Origin of the sequence: Streptomyces sp. SLBN-31 (assembly GCF_006715395.1) — a bacterium.
Classification (GTDB): Bacteria; Actinomycetota; Actinomycetes; order Streptomycetales; family Streptomycetaceae; genus Streptomyces.
In genome coordinates this window covers 2409291-2427816 of the sequence record NZ_VFNC01000001.1, presented here as the reverse complement: position 1 = coordinate 2427816, position 18526 = coordinate 2409291, and the positions used below count along the sequence as shown (strand labels likewise).

At 71.1% G+C, this 18526-nt stretch carries 15 protein-coding genes and 1 riboswitch; of the genes, 4 read left to right on the top strand and 11 right to left on the bottom strand.

Translation table 11 applies throughout. The features are described 5' to 3' along the window. Positions 1-22: 22 nt before the first annotated feature. Positions 23-2098: a sensor histidine kinase KdpD gene (locus FBY22_RS11060; RefSeq protein WP_142144565.1), complete on the bottom strand. Its 2076-nt coding sequence runs from the start codon at positions 2096-2098 to the stop codon at positions 23-25. Between the two features lie 576 nt (positions 2099-2674). Beyond that, complete coding sequence (locus tag FBY22_RS11055) at positions 2675-3919, bottom strand: MBL fold metallo-hydrolase (protein WP_142144563.1); 1245 nt, start codon at positions 3917-3919, stop codon at positions 2675-2677. A 418-nt stretch (positions 3920-4337) separates the two neighbouring features. Between FBY22_RS11055 and FBY22_RS11050 the strand changes: the two genes are divergently transcribed. The 3 genes from FBY22_RS11050 (at position 4338) to FBY22_RS11040 (ending at position 6586) form a co-directional block, all read left to right on the top strand. After that, on the top strand, positions 4338-5516 hold the full coding sequence (locus FBY22_RS11050; RefSeq protein ID WP_142144561.1) for a glutamate dehydrogenase: 1179 nt from the start codon (positions 4338-4340) through the stop codon (positions 5514-5516). A 113-nt stretch (positions 5517-5629) separates the two neighbouring features. Further along, entirely contained in the window at positions 5630-5956 is a 327-nt protein-coding gene (locus tag FBY22_RS11045) for a hypothetical protein (RefSeq protein ID WP_142144559.1), read from the top strand. A 9-nt stretch (positions 5957-5965) separates the two neighbouring features. Next, positions 5966-6586, top strand: coding sequence for a TetR/AcrR family transcriptional regulator (locus FBY22_RS11040; protein ID WP_313905368.1), 621 nt, complete (start codon positions 5966-5968; stop codon positions 6584-6586). 53 nt (positions 6587-6639) lie between these two features. On the opposite strand, the gene FBY22_RS11035 is transcribed toward FBY22_RS11040, so the two are convergent. The 3 genes from FBY22_RS11035 to FBY22_RS11025 form a co-directional block, all read right to left on the bottom strand. Next, the gene (locus FBY22_RS11035) at positions 6640-7425 is read right to left on the bottom strand and encodes an SGNH/GDSL hydrolase family protein (RefSeq protein WP_142147528.1); all 786 of its coding nucleotides are present in this window, start codon (positions 7423-7425) and stop codon (positions 6640-6642) included. A gap of 245 nt (positions 7426-7670) precedes the next feature. Further along, positions 7671-8618 (bottom strand): peptidoglycan DD-metalloendopeptidase family protein, encoded by a 948-nt coding sequence (locus FBY22_RS11030; protein ID WP_142144557.1) that lies wholly within the window; start codon positions 8616-8618, stop codon positions 7671-7673. Positions 8619-8622: 4 nt separating this feature from the next. Next, a riboswitch (cyclic di-AMP (ydaO/yuaA leader) is annotated at positions 8623-8788 on the bottom strand. Positions 8789-9095: 307 nt separating this feature from the next. Further along, on the bottom strand, positions 9096-11168 hold the full coding sequence (locus FBY22_RS11025) for an alpha-galactosidase (protein ID WP_142144555.1): 2073 nt from the start codon (positions 11166-11168) through the stop codon (positions 9096-9098). A 170-nt stretch (positions 11169-11338) separates the two neighbouring features. Between FBY22_RS11025 and FBY22_RS11020 the strand changes: the two genes are divergently transcribed. Beyond that, positions 11339-12136 (top strand): tyrosine-protein phosphatase, encoded by a 798-nt coding sequence (locus FBY22_RS11020; protein ID WP_142144553.1) that lies wholly within the window; start codon positions 11339-11341, stop codon positions 12134-12136. 16 nt (positions 12137-12152) lie between these two features. Here the strand turns inward: FBY22_RS11020 and FBY22_RS11015 are convergent, their stop codons facing one another. The 6 genes from FBY22_RS11015 to hpnH all read right to left on the bottom strand — a co-directional run bounded on the left by FBY22_RS11015 (position 12153) and on the right by hpnH (position 18522). Continuing rightward, a complete protein-coding gene (locus FBY22_RS11015) occupies positions 12153-12278 on the bottom strand; it encodes a DUF6126 family protein (protein ID WP_142144551.1) in 126 nt (41 codons plus the stop codon). Beyond that, positions 12275-12898 (bottom strand): helix-turn-helix domain-containing protein, encoded by a 624-nt coding sequence (locus tag FBY22_RS11010; RefSeq protein ID WP_142144549.1) that lies wholly within the window; start codon positions 12896-12898, stop codon positions 12275-12277. The genes FBY22_RS11015 and FBY22_RS11010 overlap by 4 nt, the downstream gene beginning before the upstream one ends. A 95-nt stretch (positions 12899-12993) precedes the next feature. Further along, on the bottom strand, positions 12994-14379 hold the full coding sequence (locus FBY22_RS11005) for an aspartate aminotransferase family protein (RefSeq protein WP_142144547.1): 1386 nt from the start codon (positions 14377-14379) through the stop codon (positions 12994-12996). After that, positions 14376-16310 carry a 1-deoxy-D-xylulose-5-phosphate synthase gene (gene dxs, locus FBY22_RS11000; RefSeq protein WP_142144545.1) on the bottom strand — a complete coding sequence of 645 codons (1935 nt, stop codon included), beginning with the start codon at positions 16308-16310 and terminating at the stop codon, positions 14376-14378. The genes FBY22_RS11005 and dxs overlap by 4 nt, the downstream gene beginning before the upstream one ends. A 27-nt stretch (positions 16311-16337) precedes the next feature. Continuing rightward, on the bottom strand, positions 16338-17495 hold the full coding sequence (gene ispG / locus FBY22_RS10995; protein ID WP_142144543.1) for a flavodoxin-dependent (E)-4-hydroxy-3-methylbut-2-enyl-diphosphate synthase: 1158 nt from the start codon (positions 17493-17495) through the stop codon (positions 16338-16340). A gap of 4 nt (positions 17496-17499) precedes the next feature. Beyond that, on the bottom strand, positions 17500-18522 hold the full coding sequence (gene hpnH, locus FBY22_RS10990) for an adenosyl-hopene transferase HpnH (protein ID WP_030936191.1): 1023 nt from the start codon (positions 18520-18522) through the stop codon (positions 17500-17502). Positions 18523-18526 lie beyond the last annotated feature (4 nt).

Genomic DNA, 18526 nt, shown 5'->3' with positions numbered 1-18526 from the left:
GCGGGGGTGGAGGCTGCGGTGGTCATCCGGCGGGTGCGCTCCCGTCGTGCCGGGTGGGGTGGTCGGTGCCGCGCGCGGAGGCGGGGCGCGCCTGGGCTATGTGGGCCGGGTCCATGGGTGAGACGGCCATGGGTGAGACGTCCATGGGGCGCGGCGGGGTGGTGGCGGTGACGTCCGTGCGGGAAGCGTCCAGGCGTTCGGTGGGGAACCGGTGCGGACGCTCCATGTGCGGTGACGACATGTGGTCCGCCCCTGTGTGCGCAGCCCCGATGTGTTCCGACGGCAGGTGGGCGGACTCCGGGTGCGCTGACTCCAGGGGCTCCGACTCCAGGTGCTGCTGGGCCTCGGCGAGACCGATGCCGCGTTGGAAGGCGGCCATCAGTCCGGGGTCGTGACCGGCGACGTGGTCGGTGTCCTGGCGGGGTGCCGGACCGTCGCGCAGCTGGGGCGCGATGTGTTCCTGGGCGCGGCGGCGGGGCAGCTGCGGGGGCCTGCCCATGGTGCCGCGGACGGTGCCGCCGCGGGCCGTGGGCGGCGCGGTCACGTGGTCCGCGACGAGGTGCCGGTCGTCGGGCCGGATACCGGGCACCGCCTCCGCCGGGTTGGGCCGCTCCTCGTGGGAGCCGCGCACCGGCAGGGGCGCGGGACCGCCGCCTGCCGTGGCTCCGTGCGACACGTTGCCGTTGTGGAGGGGCGAGCGGGTGCCGTCGGCGTCCCACTGCCCACCGTGACGCGATGGGGAAGCAGGAGGCGCGGACCGGCGCCCGGTGGTGACGTCGGCTCCGGTCCGGGGCGGTGACTGCGGCTGCGGCTGAGGGAGTTGGGGCGGTACGACCGCTGCCGTACCGCCGGTGCCGCCCTGCGGCTGCGCCACGCCCCCGGGCAGGCCGGGCGTCGGCCCCAGCAGCCCCTGCGGTACGACGAGTACGGCCTGAACGCCGCCGTAGATGTTGGTCTGCAGCCGGACGTTGATGCCGTGCCGACGCGCCAGCTGCGAGACCACGAACAGTCCGATCCGGCCGTCGGCGAGCAGGCTCGCGACGTTGACCTGGTCGGGGTCGGCCAGCAGCGCGTTCATCTTCTTCTGCTCGGCGACGGGCATACCGAGGCCCCGGTCCTCGACCTCGACGGCGAGGCCGGAGGTGACGAGGGTGGCGCGGAGCAGGACCTGGGTGTGCGGGGCGGAGAACACCGAGGCGTTCTCGACGAGTTCGGCCAGCAGGTGGATGACGTCGGCGACGGCGTGGCCGCGCAGGGTGCCGTCGATCGGCGGCACCAGCTTGACCCGGGAGTACTGCTCGACCTCGGCGATGGCGGAGCGCAGCACCTCGGTCATGGGGACGGGGTGGCTCCACTGGCGGCGGGAGACCGCGCCGCCGAGGACGGCGAGGTTCTCCGCGTGCCGTCGGATCCGGGTGGCGAGGTGGTCTACGTGGAAGAGGCCCTTGAGCAGGTCCGGGTCCTCGATCTCGTTCTCCAGCTCGTCGAGGATCGAGATCTCCCGGTGCACCAGGGACTGCAGCCGCCGGGCGAGGTTCACGAAGACCTCGAGCTTCTGCTCGCTGCCGGCCTGGCTGGAGAGCTGGGCGGCCTGCACGACGGCGGTGACGGCGCCGTCGTGCGCGCGGGCGAGGTCGGCGGCGAGCAGCTCGAAATCCTCGGCGTCGTCAGCGGGCGCGCCGCGGGGCTTGCTCTGGGGCGGGGCGTCGCCGCGGCGCAGCGCCTCGACGAGGGCGCGCAGGTCGGCTTCGCCGCGGGCGGTGCTGCGGCGCAGGACGCCGATGCGGTCGCTCACTGACCTGGCGGCCCGGTCTGCGGCGACCGCGGCGATCACGATGCCCGCCAGCGTGACGGAGACGGCGCCGGCGAGGACGCCCCACAGGGTGAGGCCGGGGCGGGCTCCGGTGGAGCGGACCGTGAACAGGACGGCCGCGCTGGCGCTCAGGGCGACCGCGACGGGCGGCAGCACGGCGAGCCGGAGCAGCTGGGGCCGTATGTGGGTTTCGGGCAGCGAGGGCGCTGTGCGGGCGACCGGTCGTCCGTGCCGTCCGCCCTCGCGGCGGTCTGCGCGTGCGGCCGGTGCGCGGAGGTGAGACATCGGATTCCTCGTCGTGCTGGTCCGTCGGTGCCTGGGGCGCGGGCGTGCGCGGTTCGGGCATGCGCCGTCGTGTCGGTCGAGAGGGGGACAGGAATTCGGCCCCGCATCGCCCGACGGACACTCACAGTAGTCGGCAAGGCATCATGTGCGGTGGGCAGTTGACAAAGTCCCACGCAGAGCGTCCCGCTCTGGTATGAGGCGTCGTACGACAGACCGATAAACCCAGGGGACGCGCGATCCCACTCAAGAACGGATCGATCAGAGCTGGTCAGAAGCAGTCGCGGCGACGCAGCGGCCGCGCCGCCGTGACTGCGGGGTGGACAGGGAACGGGCCGGGAACACCGTTCATCACTTGTCCGCTCACCACCCCGACGGGACCGATTCAACCCCGATTCCGCCCACCGGAGTCACCCCTTGAACGTCACTGTCCGTGTCAACCACGAGGACGCGACCATCACCCAACAGGGGGCGGCCCGCGCCACCGGCGCGGGCCGCACTGCGCCGAACTCGCCACCCGAGCCGCCGCGCCCTCCGTACTCACCGCCCCAGGCGTCCCGGAGCGGCCCCGCACCGGCCTCAGCCGGCGGGCACCGCCTCCGGCTCCCCGGTGCCCTCGTCGGCGCCCCGCCGCACGTCGGTCTGGTCGTCGGCCGCGGAGTCCGCCGCCGTCTTGACCGCCGCTCCGGCGACGGCCGTCGGCCAGCCGCCGTCGGGGGCGTGGGCGACTCGGCGCCACCAGGGGTCGGAGGGGACCGTCTCGGCGGTGGGTTCGAAGGGCTCGCCGGGGCGGGGCAGGGCGATGCGGGAGCCGGTGGCGTGGGCGGCCTCGATGGTGCCCTCGCCGGGCTCGGCCCACGGGTGGGGCGCCAGGTTGAAGGTGGCCCAGTGGATCGGCAGCATCACGCCGTGCGGCCTGCCGCCCTGAAGGTCGAGGTGGGCGCGCATGCCCTCCTCGGGCGTCATGTGGATGTCGGGCCAGAAGTCGGAGTACGCGCCGATCTGGATCATCGTGGCGTCGAAGGGGCCGTACTCGGCGCCGATGTCCCGGAAGCCGTCGAAGTAGCCCGTGTCGCCGCTGTGGTAGACGCGGTGCTCGTCCCCGGCGACGGACCAGGACGCCCACAGGGTGTGCTGGGTGTTGCGCATCCCGCGGCCGCAGAAGTGGCGGGCCGGAGTCGCGGCCAGCGTGAGGCCGCCGACCTTCGTCGCCTCGTGCCAGTCCAGCTCGCGCAGCCGGTCGGCGGAGACTCCCCAGTGTTCGAGGTGGGCGCCGACGCCGAGCGGGACGGCGAAGAGGGTGTCCGTGTCGGCCAGCGCCTTGATGGTGGGCAGGTCCAGGTGGTCGTAGTGGTCGTGCGAGATGACGACGACGTCGACCGGGCCGAGCGCGGCCAGCGGCAGCGGCACCGGGTGCACCCGCTTGGGGCCGAGGAAGGGGAACGGGGAGCAGCGCTGACCCCAGACGGGGTCGAAGAGCACCCGGTGCCCGTCGATTTCCGCGAGCACGCTGGAGTGCCCCATCCAGGTCAGCCGCAGCCCGGTGGCCGGCGGCTTCGCGATGTCGGCGAGGGTGGTGGGGTGCACGGGAATCGTGCCCCGCGGGCCGCGGCGGGGCCGCTCGTCCTTGTCGAAGTAGACCTTCGCGAAGTCCACCATCGAGATGGAGGGGCGGCCCGTCTGGCCGCCGGGATTCTGGAAGACCCCGTCCTTGAAGTGCGGGGATCTGCGGATGCGCGCCAGGCGCTCACCGGTGGGATCCGCGCCGAAAGCCTCGGGCTGCAGCGCCTTGAGCCCGGAGCTCAGGGGACGGAAACCGGACACGGTACCTCCAGGTGGAGTCGGTGAGGCATTCCATTATGGTCGGCTCCACTGACAACACCCGAGTCACGCGGTCCCGGCGGGCTCTTTCCAAGGAAAGCCCAAAGATACGGCCGCCCACGGCCTCTGCGAGGCAGAGGTCCCGCTGCCGCTCCCCGGCCCACCTGCGCACCGCGGCGCCCGCCTCCCGCGGGAAGCGGAGCCACCACCAGGGCAACCGGGGGCGCCCGGCGCCCATTCCCGCCACCGTCACGGACCCTCGTCGGCGCGGTGGGCTCACCCCTCTCCCGCGTTCCGTTGACAAGCGGAGGCACCCTCTCGACACTGACCGACGATTCAGTAATTCCCTCCGGCACCACCCGCCCGGGGCACTCGCCCCCGCCGCCCGGTCCCGTCTGATCGCCGTCTCCGAGGAGACCCCATGACCACCCCCCTGATGTCGCTCACCTGGACCGACCACATCACCGGCCGTCAGGGCTTCCTGGTCGTCGACCGGCTGGTGCGCGGTGTCGCCAGCGGCGGACTGCGGATGCGCGAGGGATGCACGCTGGACGAGGTCACCGGCCTCGCCCGCGGGATGACCATGAAGGAGGCGCTGCACTACAACCCCGAGGGCCGTTACGTCCCGCTGGGCGGCGCCAAGGGCGGAATCGACTGCGATCCCCGGGACGCGGGGGCGTACGGACTGCTGGTGCGCTACCTGCGCGCCATGAAGCCGTACGTCGAAGGCTTCTGGACCACCGGTGAGGACCTCGGCCTGACCCAGGACACGGTGGAGCGGGCGGCGGCCGAGGCGGGGCTCGTCTCCACCATCCAGGCGGTGTACCCGCTGCTCGACGACGAGGTGACCGCGCGGGGCCGGCTCGCGGACGCCTTCGCCGTCGAGGTGGACGGCATCGGGCTGGACGAACTGGTGGGCGGCTGCGGCGTCGCGGAGTCGGCGCTGGCCGCCCTGGACCGGGCGGGCCTGCCGCACGCCGGGACGCGGGTCGCCGTGCAGGGCCTGGGCACCATGGGCGGGGCCACGGCGCGCTTCCTCGCGCGCGCGGGGCTCACGGTCGTGGCGGTGGCCGACATCAAGGGCACCATCGCCAACCCCGCCGGCCTCGACGTGGAGGCGCTGCTGGCGGCGCGCGACGGGTACGGCACCGTGGACCGGGCGGTGTTGCGGCCCGGGGACCGGGAGCTGCCGGGCGACGCCTGGCTGGCGGCCGAGGCGGAGGTGCTGGTGCCGGCGGCCGTCTCGTACGCGATCGACGCGGCGGACCAGGAACGGATCGGGGCCCGCTGGATCGTCGAGGCGGCCAACATGCCCGTACTGCCCGAGGCGGAGGAGCTGCTGGCCGCTCGCGGTGTCACCGTGCTGCCCGACGTCGTCGTCAACTCCGGGACCAACGCCTGGTGGTGGTGGACCCTGTTCGGCGACATCGGACCGGACGCGGACGAGGCGTTCGCCCACACGCGTCGCTCGATGCGGGCCCTGGTCGAGCAGATGCTGGCCCGCGCGGAGGCCGACGGCACGACCCCGCGCGCGGCTGCCCACGCCATCGTCGCGGACCGGCTGCCGGTGATCGCGGAGCGGTACGGCTGGTACCGCTGAGGACGGCGGCGCGAAGACCGGTCCGGGGCCGGGCGCCGCACACCTGCCGACCCGCGCGAAACGGCCGATCCGGGGCGTTGGTTGGGGACGCGCCCCGGATAGGGTCGGACACCATGACGATTCGTCTGTGCTGTCTGCTCTGGGCGCGTCCCGGCGCCGCCGGGGCCCTGGCCGCGTACGAGGACAAGGTCCTGGCCCTGCTGGGCGAGCACGACGGCCGGATCCTGCAGCGTGCGCGGGCCCACGGCGCCGAGGGCCGCCCGGACGAGATCCAGCTGATCGAGTTCGCCTCGCGGGCCGGTTACGACGGGTTCCTGGCCGACGAGCGCCGCACGTCCCTGGCCGGCGAGCGCGACGCGGCGATCGCCAGGACCGAGCTGTACCCGGTGGAACCGGTCGAACAGCGGTCCCACCCGGCGTCATCAGGGACGACGGAATAGGGTGACGGCGTGGCGAGAGTGCGGTTGAGCGTGGCCGAGCGGCGTGAGGAACTGCTGCGGGCGGCCATCCAGCAGATCGAGGCGCGGGGCGTGGCGGCGGTCAGGATCGCCGACGTGGCGTCGGCCCTCGGCGTCAGCAACGCCCTGGTGCTGTACCACTTCTCGACGAAGGAGAAGCTGGTCGCCGCCGCGTTCACCTTTGCCGCCGAGGACGACCTGGCCCATCTGCGCAAGCTGCTCGGCCGTCGCACCACGGCGCTACGGCGACTGCGCGCCGCCGTGCGCTGGTACGCGCCGACCGGCCAGGCCAAGGGCTGGCGGCTGTGGATCGAGGGCTGGGCGGCGGCGCTGCGCGAGCCCGCGTTGCGGGAGGTGGCGCGGGACCTCGACAAGCGGTGGAAGGCGGCGATCGCCGAGGTCATCGCGGAGGGCGTGGCCGCGGACGAGTTCCACTGCCCCGACCCCTTCGGCACGGCCCTGCGCCTGACGGCCCTGCTGGACGGCCTGGCGGTCCAGCTCACCTCGTACGCCGGCGCGGTCTCGCGGGCCCGGGCCCAGGAGTGGGTGGACGAGGCACTGGCGCGCGAACTGGGTCTGGACCGGACGGCGTTGACCGCTTCGCAGACGTGAGACCCCCGGTTCGCACCGGGGGCCCCACCCCGTCAGGCCTCAGGCATCAGGCATCAGGCGACGGAGGCGATCCGTGTCCTGATGTCCTCGGGTGACAGCGCGCCCTTCGCCGTGACGTGGTCACCGGACGACTCGCCGCGCAGTCGGCGCCCTATCCACGGCACCAGGTACTCGCGTGCCCACTGCACGTTGTCCCGCCGCACCTCCAGCGTGCCCCGCGGCGGCAGCGGCGGCCAGGGCTGGTCGGGATCGGCCGGGATCTCCAGGCCGAGGACCTGCCCGGCGCGCAGCGCCACGCGCGTGTGGCCCTCGGGCGAGAGGTGGAGCCGGTCGCCGTCCCAGGCCCTGCGGTCCTGGACCGACTTCAGCGACCACAGGTCGAGCACGGGGCAGCCGTACCGGTCGGCGATCGCCCGTACGTGCCCGTTGTAGGTGGCGATCTTGCCGCGCAGGTGCTTCAGCACGGGCACTCCACGGGTGTCGAATCCGGTCGTCACCATGACGGTGCCGGCGGCCTGCGTGAGGCGGGCGACCGCCCGCTCGAAACGCTCGGCCACCTCGTCGGGATCGGTGCCCGGCCGGATGATGTCGTTGCCGCCCGCGCAGAAGGAGACCAGGTCCGGGGCCAGCTCGATGGCCTGTGGTAGCTGGTCCGCCACGATCTGGTCGAGCAGTTTGCCGCGCACGGCGAGGTTCGTGTAGCTGAAGTCGCCCTCGGGACGCCGGTCGGCGAGGAGCACCGCGAAGCGGTCCGCCCATCCGACGAAGGCCCCGTCGGGACCGGGGTCGCCGACGCCCTCGGTGAAGCTGTCCCCCACCGCGACGTACGACCCGATCACTGATCTGCTGTCACTCTTCGAATCGTCTGCCACAGCCGTCATGATTCACCTTCGAATGTGACCTACGCGACCGTAGGCGGGACTTGACGGACGGTGAGATAAGCCACTCCTAAAGTGTTGACCAAGGTCGGAATAACCCTTCGGTCGGCACTGTTGTCGGCTCAACCGTCAGACACACCGAAGGCCGGACCCGGGGATCGAGGTCCGGCCTTCGGCAGCGTGTCGGGCGGCGTGGCGGCGGGGGGTCAGCCGACGGCGACGCCCTTGGAGCGGAGGTAGGCGACCGGGTCCACGTCGGAGCCGTAGTTCGGCGTGGTCCGGATCTCGAAGTGCAGGTGCGGGCCGGTGACGTTGCCGGTGGCGCCGGACAGGCCGACCTGCTGGCCCGGGCTCACGCTCTGGCCGGCCGAGACGGAGAGCTGCGACAGGTGCGCGTACTGGGCGTAGTAGCCGTCGGCGAGCCTGATGACGACCTGGTTGCCGTAGGCGCCGCCCCAGCCGGCGGAGACGACCGTGCCCGCGCCGACGGCCTTGAGGGAGGTGCCGGTGGGGACGACGAAGTCGACGCCGGTGTGGTAGCCGCTGGACCACATGCTGCCGGCCACGTGGTAGCCGGTGCCGACGGCCGCGCCCGAGACGGGGAGCTGGAAGCCGGTGGTGGCGGTGGTGGTCGCGGTGGCGCTGCGGGTGGCGCTGCGGGTGGTGGCCTTACCGGAGGAGGACGAGCGCTCCTTCGTCGAGCTCGGGCCCTGCGCGGACGAGGACTTGGCCGTGGAGGACTTGGGGGTGTTCGTCGCGGCCTTCTTGCCGATCGTGAGCTTCAGACCGGGGTGGATGAGCGACGGGTCGTCGCCGACGGCGGTGCGGTTGTCGGCGTAGAGCTTGTGCCAGCCACCGCTGACGTGCTGCTCCTCGGCGATCTTCGAAAGGTAGTCACCGGACCGCACCGAATAGACGTGGACCGCCTTTTCCGAGGCGGAGTTCTTCTTTTCGGTCGCCTTCTTCGCGGTATTCGGAAGGGACTGCACGGCCTTTTCCGAAACCGACTGGGAAGCGGACTGGGCGGGGGCCGCGTGGGCGCCGGTGGCACCCATCAACGGGAGGGCGAGCGCGGCGCCGCCGGTTCCGGCGACGGCGATGGAGCGGGTGAAGCGCTGGGACTTGGGTCGGCGGTGCTTACCCTTCGCGGGCATGGCGAATTCCTCTCCGGCGCCTGCGAGGTGAGCTGTCGGGTGCGGGCTGGAGATGCCCGGCCGCGCGCTGGTCGCGGCTGTACCCCTAGCCGTTCCGGAGACCGGAACAGGCGTTGTACCTGTGGGTCCCCCGCTCCTGCCGTACACGGGTGAGTTGGTGCGGGCTCCGGGCGGCGGCAGGATTGGGCGTCCGTCCGGATTGGTGTGGAACGTAAGCGACGAGGACGCGAAGGGACAAGCGACGGTTCCCCGTGCATCCGTTTCCCTTGATCCTCCATGGAAATCCACGGTCACTCTCCGTGAATTTTCGCTTCTTCCCACTCTTCAATTCGCAGGAAGGGCGGATTGATTACGTGAGCATGACGAGGTACGCACCGTCACGGGTATGACGCTGCTCACGTGACACTGCTCCAGCTCCGTTTGTCACAGCGCGAGTTGGAATGAAGCCCAATCAACGCAGCAATTCGGACAGAAGAGTCAGATGCGGCGCAGGCGGAGAACTGCCGCATCAAGGTCGCCCCGCAGTCCGGTACGCAATCCGTGATGGAGCAATACGGCACCTCGATGCACTTCGCCCGTTTCGAGGCATTCGTACGACGCTGTCGGGTCGAGGGCACGCAGCCGCAGGGCCGGCACGGGCTCGCCGTAGCTCTGCGCCTGCAACCAGGCGAGGACGACGCTCTGGTCCCCGCGCGCGTACTGCACCGCGCTGAGCCCGCCCGTCGGCGGCCGGAGGCGGTGCAGCTCACCGTGCTGGACGAGCGGCCGGATCTCCTTGTAGAGGCTCACCCAGTCGCGGGCCTCGGTCAGCTCCTCCTCGGTCCACTGTGTGAGGTCCCCGCCCACCCCGAGCACTCCGGCCATGGCGCTGACGAACCGGAAGCGAAGCGAGCTGACGCGCCCGTTGAGCTGGGTGTTGGGGCTGTCGGTGACCCAGGCGGCCATGACGCGCGCGGGGTGGATCTGGCTGAAGCCGTGCTGGATGGCGAGCCGGTCGAGGGGATCGGTGTTGTCCGAGGTCCACACCTGGTCCGTACGGCTCATGATCCCGAGGTCGATCCGCCCGCCGCCGCCCGAGCAGGACTCGAAGACGACACCGGGGTGGGCCTCCCGCAGCCGGTCCAGCAGGGCGTACAGGGCGCGGACGTGGTCGACCCACAGTCGCTGCGGGTAGGCGTCACCGGGCCAGCCGGCGTCCGTGAAGCAGCGGTTGAAGTCCCACTTCACGTAGTCGATCGGGGCGCTGGACAGGAGTGCGTCGAGCCGCTCCCAGAGGTACTCCTGGACGTCCTCGCGGGCCAGGTTCAGCACGAGCTGGTTGCGCAGCTCCGTCCGCCTGCGTCCGGGCTGGAACTGGACCCAGTCGGGGTGGGCGCGGTACAGGTCGCTGTCCGGGTTGACCATCTCGGGTTCGACCCAGATGCCGAACTGCATGCCGAGGGCGTGCACGTAGTCGGCGAGCGGCGCCAGACCCTTGGGGAAGCGGTCGGGGTTGGGCGTCCAGTCGCCGAGCCCGGCCCGGTCGCTGGTGCGCTTGCCGAACCAGCCGTCGTCGACGACGAACAGCTCCACGCCGATCGCCGCGGCCCGCCGTGCGAGGGCCCCCTGCTGTTCCTCGGAGATGTCGAACTCCGTGGCCTCCCAGGAGTTGAACAGCACGGGCCGGTCCTGGTCCGCGTCGGGGACGACGTACGCGCGCTGGTAGGCGTGCCAGGCCCGGCTCGCCCCGCCGAAGCCGCCGTCGCTCCACAGCCCGGCGAAGACGGGGGTGGTGTACGACTCCCCCGCCGCCAGGTTCAGCAGTCCGGAGTCGTCGTATCCGGCGCCGCCGGTGATCTGCACGCGTGCGTCGGGGAGTTGGGCCACCGCGATGCGCCAGGAGCCGGACCAGCCGAGAGCGCAGCCGTAGACCTCGCCGCGCTCCTCGGTGGCGTCGGTGTCGAGGGCGACCCAGGGCAGGTGCTGGTGTCCGGTGTGCCCGCGGCGGCTGCCGATGACCTTCTCGCCGTAGGTGAGCGGGGAAGTCGTGAGCCGGGACTCCGCGGCCCAGCGGCCGTGCAGCTGGGACAGCCGCCAGCCGTCGCGGTCGGGGAGGGTCCAGGTCGCGGCGTCCGCGCGCAGCAGCTCCAGGGCGCCCGGACCCTCGTTGTCGAGGGTCAGCCAGCGCTCGACGACGTCGTGCCGCATCCGGTGGTGCAGGGTGATCGCGAGGCCGCCGTCGCGGAACCTCAGCCGGAGGTGGTCGCCCTCCGCCTCGTACGCCTCGAAGCGCCACTCGGTGCCGCGCCGCTCCTCGGAGCGCACGGACAGGGCCGGCCGCACGAACCGCGGGCCGCCCTCGACCGGGTACTCCTCGCGGCCGTCGAGCGGGGACTCGAAGGGGCGGTAGTCCGGCAGCGGGCGTACCGCGAGGGCCTCGGCGTCGGCGAGGGCGATCCGGGGGCCCCAGTGCAGGTGCAGGAGCTCGTCGTCCTCGGTGAGATGGATCGCGTAGCCGCTGGTCGGCCCGGTCAGGAGCCAGGTACGGCCGTTGTCGGAGATCTCCAGCATCAAGCCCCCACATATTCGAACAGGTGCGATCAAGCAGCAACATCATCAATGCCGGTGGGGGCCGACGGCAACGCCTGTGGACAACTCATTGCCCAAGGAATGCATGTCGTATCGTCGACAAGGTGCCCGTCGTCGAGCCGAGTCGGCGGGGCGGACTGGGAGGAGCCCCCGTGACGCAGCAGATCCCGTCGACCGAGCCGGAGCTGGCCCGGGTGCGCAACTTCCGCGACGTGGGCGGGCTGCCGACGGTGGACGGGCGGCGGGTGCGCCACGGGGTGCTGTTCCGCAGCGGGCACCTGGCGCACGCGACCGAGGAGGACGCCGCGTTCCTCTCCTCGCTGGGGCTGCACACGATCTTCGACTTCCGCAACGCCGCGGACCAGCAGCTGGAGGGGCCGGACGTCGAGCTGCCGGGCGTGCGCAATGTGAACCTGCCGCTGTCCGACCCGGCGGACGGCGCGGGCTTCTGGAAGATGGTGCGGGACGGCGAGATCGAGCAGCTGCGCGAGGTCCTCGGTGACGGCAAGGCCGCGGGCCGCATGATCACCTCGTACCGCACGATCATCAGGGAACGCACCGCCGAGCACACGCGTGTGCTGCGCTCGCTCGCCGAGGACAGCGTGCCGGCGCTGATGCACTGTGCGGCGGGCAAGGACCGCGCGGGCCTGTCCATAGCCGTCACCCTGCTCGCCCTGGGCGTCGAGCGGGAGGCCATCGTCGCGGACTACCTGGAGTCCAACGCCAAGCACCGCCGTTACAAGGTGCACCGCAGCAGCAGTTCCTCCGCCGGCTACTCCCCCGAGGTCATGGAGCTGCTCAGCCCCCTGTTCGAGGCACGCGCCGAGTATCTGGCGGCGGCCTTCGAGACCATCGAGGAGACATGGGGCGGGGTCGAGGCGTACCTGGAGCAGGGGCTCGGGGTCACACCGGAGATTCGTGAGCGGCTGCGCGGGCGGCTGCTCGACTGACCGACGCGCACCCGGCCTACTTCGCCCCGACCGCGAACAGCAGGTAGATGAAGGCCGCGAACAGATGCCCCACGGCGATGTAGATGATCAGCCGGACCCACAGGCCGCGGGGGAACTTCTCCTCCATGTTGCTGTTGCTCATGGCATCTCTCCATCGGTGGGGCCGAGGCACAGGGTGGCCGTCGGGCTCTGCAGCAGGGTGTGGACGAACAGGAGCTCGACACCGTCGGGGTCCTGCGCGGCGATGCGGTGCGGGGTGAGCGAGTCGAAGTGCGCGCTGTCGCCGGGGGCGAGCCGGTGCGTGGTGTCACCGAGGCGCAGCCGCAGCCGGCCGCTGAGGACGTACAGCCATTCCTCGCCGGGATGCACGCGCACGATGTCGCCCTGCGAGCCGTGCGGCACGTGCACGCGCAGGGCCTGCATGCCACGGCCGGGCGACCCGGCCTGCCAGTAGGTCCAGCCGCCCGCCGGCGTCGGCTCCATGTCGGCGCCGCGTACGACGGCGTCCCGGTCGGCGACCCGCTCGCCGAGCAGTTCCGAGACGGTCGTACCGTAGATACGGGCGAGCGCGAGCAGCATCGGCAGCGAGGGCTGGCGCTGCCCGGTCTCCAGCCGGGACAGATGGGCCGGCGAGAGCCCGGCGGCGCGCGCCGCGGCCTCCAGGGTGAGGGAGGCACGTCGGCGCAGGGCCCGCAGCTGGGGCGCGACGGCGGGCAGGTCCGGTCCGGGGAACGGCTCGGACTCGGCTTCCGGGGAGCTCATATGTCCATTCAGCCGCGATTTTGCCCCTGCGGCAAATTTATTGCCTCAGAGGCAAAAGCCGCGGTCGGGTGCTCACGCCGGGCACCCGCCCCGCTTCACCGGTTGGCGACCGCCTGCTTCACGAGCGTCTTGCCGAAGTCCCACATCAGTCCGCCGCCGCTGTGCGCGTCGTCCATCACGGCGGTGAAGGCCTCCACGAACCGGTCCACGTCCCGCTCGCCGATGATCAACGGCGGGATCAGCTTGATCACTTCGAGGTGGTCGCCGGAGACCTGGGTGAGGATCCGGTGCCGCTGCAGCAGCGGTACGACGACCATCTGCGCGAACAGGCCCTTGCGCGCGGCCTGCAGCATCGTCCAGCGGCTGCGCAGCTTCAGCGACCGGGGCCTGCCGAACTCGATGCCGATCATCAGGCCGCGGCCGCGGACGTCGGCGAGCAGCTCGTACTTGTCGACGAGAGCCGAGAGCCGGGACTTCAGCTGCTCTCCCGTCGCCCGGGCGTTCGCGACGATCTGCTCGTTCTCCATGACCGACAGCACGGCGAGCCCCGCCGCCATGGCCTGGGCGTTGGAGCCGAAGCTCGCCGAGTGGACCAGCACCCGGTCCATCGACGAGTAGACCTTCTTGAAGATCCAGTCCTTGCCGAGGGTGGCACCGACCGGGACGTAGCCGCCCGACAGCGCCTTGGCCACGCACACCAGGTCGGGCTCCACGCCCTCCTCGTGCTGGTAGGCGTAGAAGTCACCGGTGCGGCCGAGCCCCGTCTGCACCTCGTCGGCGATGAGCAGCGCCTTGTGCTTGCGCAGCAGTTCCTGGGCGGCGCGCAGATGGCCGGGCGGAGCCTCGTGCACGCCCTTGCCCTGGATCGGCTCCACGATCAGGGCGGCGACGTCGCCCTTGTTCAACTCCCGTGCCAGGGCGTCGAGATCGCCGAGCGGGACGGCGGTGTCCGGCAGGAGCGGGGCGAAGCCGTCCCGGAAACCGGACTCGCCGTTGACGGACAGCGAGCCCGTGGTCAGGCCGTGGAAGGCGTGGTCGCAGTAGAGCACGCGCGGCTTCCCGGTGGCGAACCGGGCGAACTTCAGCGCCGTCTCGACGGCCTCCGTCCCGCTGTTGCCGAAGAACACCCGGTCCAGGTGCGGGCTGTACGTCAGCAGCTTCTCGGCCAGCAGGCCGGGCAGCGGCTGACAGTCGAAGCGGGTGAGGTCGGCGAGGGAGGCGTCGAGGACGTCGTGGAGCGCCTTGCGGACGACCGGGTGGTGGCGGCCCAGGCCCATCACCCCGAACCCGGCCAGCATGTCCAGGTAGTCGTTGCCGTCCGCGTCCCAGAAGTGGGCGCCCTCGGCGCGCTCGTAGACCTTGTCGAAGCCGATCGTGTGCAGCATGCGCGGGAGCTGGTGGTTGAGGTACTTCCCGTGCAGCTCGTAGCGTTCGGCTCCGCGCTCGGACAGGAGCGCCCCGAGGTCGAACTCCTTGGTCATTCAGCCCTCTCCTTGACGGTGCCGTTCACCTGTTCCTCGGCGGCCAGGGTGACCTCGGCCTCCTTGACGGCCAGGCTCGCGCTGATCCGCCCGGCCACCTCGACCGGCGTGAGTCCGATGTCGGCCAGCACCTCGCCGCGCTTGGCGTGCGCGAGGAACTGCTCCGGGATACCGAACCGCCGTACGGGCACGTCGACTTCGGCGTCGCCGAGGGCCAGCGCCACGGCCGATCCCACACCGGCCGAGCGGCTGTTGTCCTCGACGACGGCCACCAGCCGGTGTTCCGCCGCGAGGCCCGGGAGCGCCGGGTCGACGGGCTTGACCCACCGGGGGTCGACCACGGTGCAGGAGATCCCGCGCGCCTGAAGCAGCTCGGCGGCCTGGATGCAGACGGGAGCCATCACCCCGACGGCGACCATCAGCACCTCCGGCGTGCCGGGGCCGCGGTGCAGGACGTCGAGGCCGCCGACCCGGTCGATCGCCGGGATCTCGGGGCCGACGGACTCCTTCGGGAAGCGGACCAGGGTCGGTGCGTCGTCCACGGCGACCGCCTCGCGCAACTGCGCCCGCAGCTGGTCGGCGTCGCGTGGCGCGGCGATCCTGAGCCCCGGCACGACCTGGAGGATCGACATGTCCCACATGCCGTTGTGGGAGGGCCCGTCGACGCCCGTCACGCCGGCTCGGTCCAGCACGAAGGTGACCCCGCAGCGGTGCAGGGCGACGTCCATCAGGAGCTGGTCGAAGGCGCGGTTGAGGAAGGTGGCGTAGACGGCGACGACGGGGTGCAGCCCGCCGGTCGCGAGCCCCGCCGCGCTCACCGCGGCGTGCTGCTCGGCGATCCCGACGTCCCACACCCGGTCCGGGAACCTGGCGGCGAACTTGCCGAGCCCCACCGGGTGCAGCATCGCCGCAGTGATCGCGACGACGTCCTCCCGCTCCTCCCCGATCCTGACGATCTCGTCGCCGAACACCGAGGTCCAGGAAGGGGAGTTGGACGGCGTGAGCGGCTCGCAGGTGAGCGGGTCCATCACGCCGACGGTGTGGAAGTGGTCCTCCTCGTGGGCCAGGGCCGGCTCGTAGCCGCGGCCCTTCTCGGTGAGGCAGTGGACCAGGACCGGGCCGTGGAAACGTTTCGCACGCCGCAGCGCCGACTCGACGGCCCCGATGTCGTGTCCGTCGATCGGGCCGACGTACTTCAGGCCCAGGTCCTCGAACATGCCTTGCGGGGCGAAGGCGTCCTTGAAGCCCTTCTTCGCGCCGTGCAGGGACTCGTAGATGGTGTTGCCGACGACGGGTGTGCGCAGCAGGACGTCCTTGCCCCAGGCGAGCACCTTCTCGTAGGAGTCGGTGGTGCGCAGGGTGGCGAGGTGGTTGGCGAGCCCGCCGATGGTCGGCGCGTACGACCGCTCGTTGTCGTTGACGACGATGATCAGCGGCCGGTCCTTGGCGGCGGCGATGTTGTTCAGCGCCTCCCAGGCCATGCCGCCGGTCAGCGCGCCGTCGCCGATCACCGCGACGACGTGCCCCTTCTCGCCCTGCACCTGGCGGGCCTTGGCGAGGCCGTCGGCCCAGCCGAGGGCGGTGGAGGCGTGGCTGTTCTCCACGATGTCGTGCTCGGACTCCTCGCGCGAGGGGTAGCCGGACAGGCCGCCCTTGCCGCGCAGCTTGGAGAAGTCCTTGCGGCCGGTGAGGATCTTGTGGACGTAGCTCTGGTGGCCGGTGTCCCAGACGATGCGGTCCACCGGTGACTCGAAGACCCGGTGGAGCGCGATGGACAGTTCCACCACGCCCAGGTTGGGCCCGAGGTGTCCGCCGGTCCTGGCGACCGCGTGCACCAGGAACTCCCGGATCTCCTCTGACAGTTCGCGAAGTTCCGCCTCGGACAGCGCCTTAAGGTCGCGTGGTCCCCGGATGTTCTCCAGAATGGTCACGCTCGGGCCCCCTTCGGTCCGTGCTGTTCAACTCACGGTGACGGCCGGCTCCCCCGACGCGACGCCGTCCTGTTCCATCTGTTCGGCGATCTTCATCGCCTCCTCGATGAGGGTCTCCACGATCTTGGACTCGGGTACGGTCTTGATGACCTCGCCCTTGACGAAGATCTGCCCCTTGCCGTTGCCGGAGGCGACCCCCAGGTCCGCCTCCCGCGCCTCACCGGGGCCGTTGACCACACAACCCATCACGGCTACCCGCAACGGGACCTCCATCCCCTCCAGGCCGGCCGTGACTTCGTCGGCGAGCTTGTAGACGTCGACCTGCGCCCGGCCGCAGGAGGGGCAGGAGACGATCTCCAGGCGCCGCTGCCGGAGCCCCAGCGACTCCAGGATCTGGATGCCGACCTTCACCTCCTCGGCGGGCGGGGCGCTCAGCGAGACCCGGATCGTGTCGCCGATGCCCTGCGAGAGCAGCGCTCCGAAGGCGACGGCCGACTTGATCGTGCCCTGGAAGGCGGGACCGGCCTCGGTGACCCCGAGGTGCAGCGGGTAGTCGCACCGCTCGGCCAGTAGCCGGTAGGCGTTGACCATCACCACGGGGTCGTTGTGCTTGACCGAGATCTTGATGTCCCGGAAGTCGTGCTCCTCGAAGAGGGACGCCTCCCACAGCGCGGACTCGACCAACGCCTCCGGCGTCGCCCGGCCGTACTTCTGCAGCAGCCGCTTGTCCAGCGACCCGGCGTTGACCCCGATCCGGATCGGCGTGCCGTGGTCCCGGGCCGCTTTGGCGATCTCCTTCACCTGGTCGTCGAACTTCTTGATGTTGCCCGGGTTCACCCGCACCGCGGCGCAGCCGGCCTCGATGGCCGCGAACACGTACTTCGGCTGGAAGTGGATGTCCGCGATCACCGGGATCTGCGACTTGCGCGCGATGGTGGCCAGCGCGTCCGCGTCGTCCTGTGTGGGACAGGCGACGCGGACGATCTGGCAGCCGGACGCGGTGAGTTCCGCGATCTGCTGCAGGGTGGCGCCGATGTCGGACGTACGGGTCGTCGTCATCGACTGCACCGACACCGGTGCCCCGCCCCCGACCGCCACCGGCCCCACATGGATCTGCCGCGACACGCGCCGCTCGGCGATCGGCCGGGCCGGTACCTCGGGGACACCGAGGGAAACGGCGGTCATGACCTCACTCCCGGTTTCCGGAGACCGTCTCGCGCATGGCGCGCAGGGACTCCTTCAGGGACCCCATGGTGGCGAGGACGGCGGTGGGCTCGTAGCCGCAGTGCGCCATGCAGTTGGCGCAGCGCGGGTCCTTGCCGCGGCCGTACTTGTCCCAGTCCGTCTCCTCGATCAGCTCGCGGTACGTCGGCACGTACCCGTCGCTCATCAGGTAGCAGGGGCGCTGCCAGCCGAAGAGCGAGTAGTTCGGGATCGCCCAGGCGGTGCAGGGGAAGTCGACCTTGCCCTCGAGGAAGTCGAGGAACAGCGGCGAGTGGTTGAGCCTCCACTTGCGGCGGTTGCCGCCCGCGAAGGCCTTCTTGAACAGCTCGCGGGTCTGCTCCACGCCCAGGAAGTGCTCCTGGTCGGGCGCCTTCTCGTAGGCATAGGCGGGCGAGATCATCATCTCGTCGACCTTGAGGTCGTCGTTGAGGAAGTTGAGCACCTCGATGATGGTCTGCGGGGTGTCGGTGTTGAAGAAGGTGGAGTTGGTGGTGACCCGGAAGCCGCGCCGCTTGGCCTCCTTGATCGCCTCGACGGCCTCGTCGAAGACGCCCTCCTTCGCCACCGACTCGTCGTGCCGCTCGCGCAGTCCGTCGATGTGCACGGCGAAGGCGAAGTAGGGAGAGGGCTTGAACTTGTCCATCTTCTTGCGCAGCAGCATGGCGTTGGTGCAGAGGAAGACGTACTTCTTCCTGGCCACCAACTGCCGCACGATCTCATCGATCTGAGGGTGCATCAGGGGCTCGCCGCCGGCGATGGACACCATCGGGGCACCCGACTCCAGCACCGCTCCCACGGCCTGCGCGACCGGCATGCGCTGTTTGAGCACGCCCGCCGGATGCTGGATCTTGCCGCAGCCCTCGCACTTCAGGTTGCATGCGAAGAGAGGCTCCAGCTCCACGATCAGCGGGAACTTGTCCCGCTTGCGGAGCTTCTGTTCGGCCAAGTATGTAGCGACTTTGATGGACTGACGCAGCGGCATGGCCATCTGG

Coding starts and splice junctions, on each gene's coding strand:
- FBY22_RS11060 (WP_142144565.1), bottom strand. CDS start 2,098: ATGTCTCACCTCCGCGCACCGGCCGCACGCGCAGACCGCCGCGAGGGC.
- FBY22_RS11050 (WP_142144561.1), top strand. CDS start 4,338: ATGACCACCCCCCTGATGTCGCTCACCTGGACCGACCACATCACCGGC.
- FBY22_RS11045 (WP_142144559.1), top strand. CDS start 5,630: ATGACGATTCGTCTGTGCTGTCTGCTCTGGGCGCGTCCCGGCGCCGCC.
- FBY22_RS11030 (WP_142144557.1), bottom strand. CDS start 8,618: ATGCCCGCGAAGGGTAAGCACCGCCGACCCAAGTCCCAGCGCTTCACC.
- FBY22_RS11025 (WP_142144555.1), bottom strand. CDS start 11,168: ATGCTGGAGATCTCCGACAACGGCCGTACCTGGCTCCTGACCGGGCCG.
- FBY22_RS11015 (WP_142144551.1), bottom strand. CDS start 12,278: ATGAGCAACAGCAACATGGAGGAGAAGTTCCCCCGCGGCCTGTGGGTC.
- FBY22_RS11010 (WP_142144549.1), bottom strand. CDS start 12,898: ATGAGCTCCCCGGAAGCCGAGTCCGAGCCGTTCCCCGGACCGGACCTG.
- FBY22_RS11005 (WP_142144547.1), bottom strand. CDS start 14,379: ATGACCAAGGAGTTCGACCTCGGGGCGCTCCTGTCCGAGCGCGGAGCC.
- ispG (WP_142144543.1), bottom strand. CDS start 17,495: ATGACCGCCGTTTCCCTCGGTGTCCCCGAGGTACCGGCCCGGCCGATC.
- hpnH (WP_030936191.1), bottom strand. CDS start 18,522: ATGGCCATGCCGCTGCGTCAGTCCATCAAAGTCGCTACATACTTGGCC.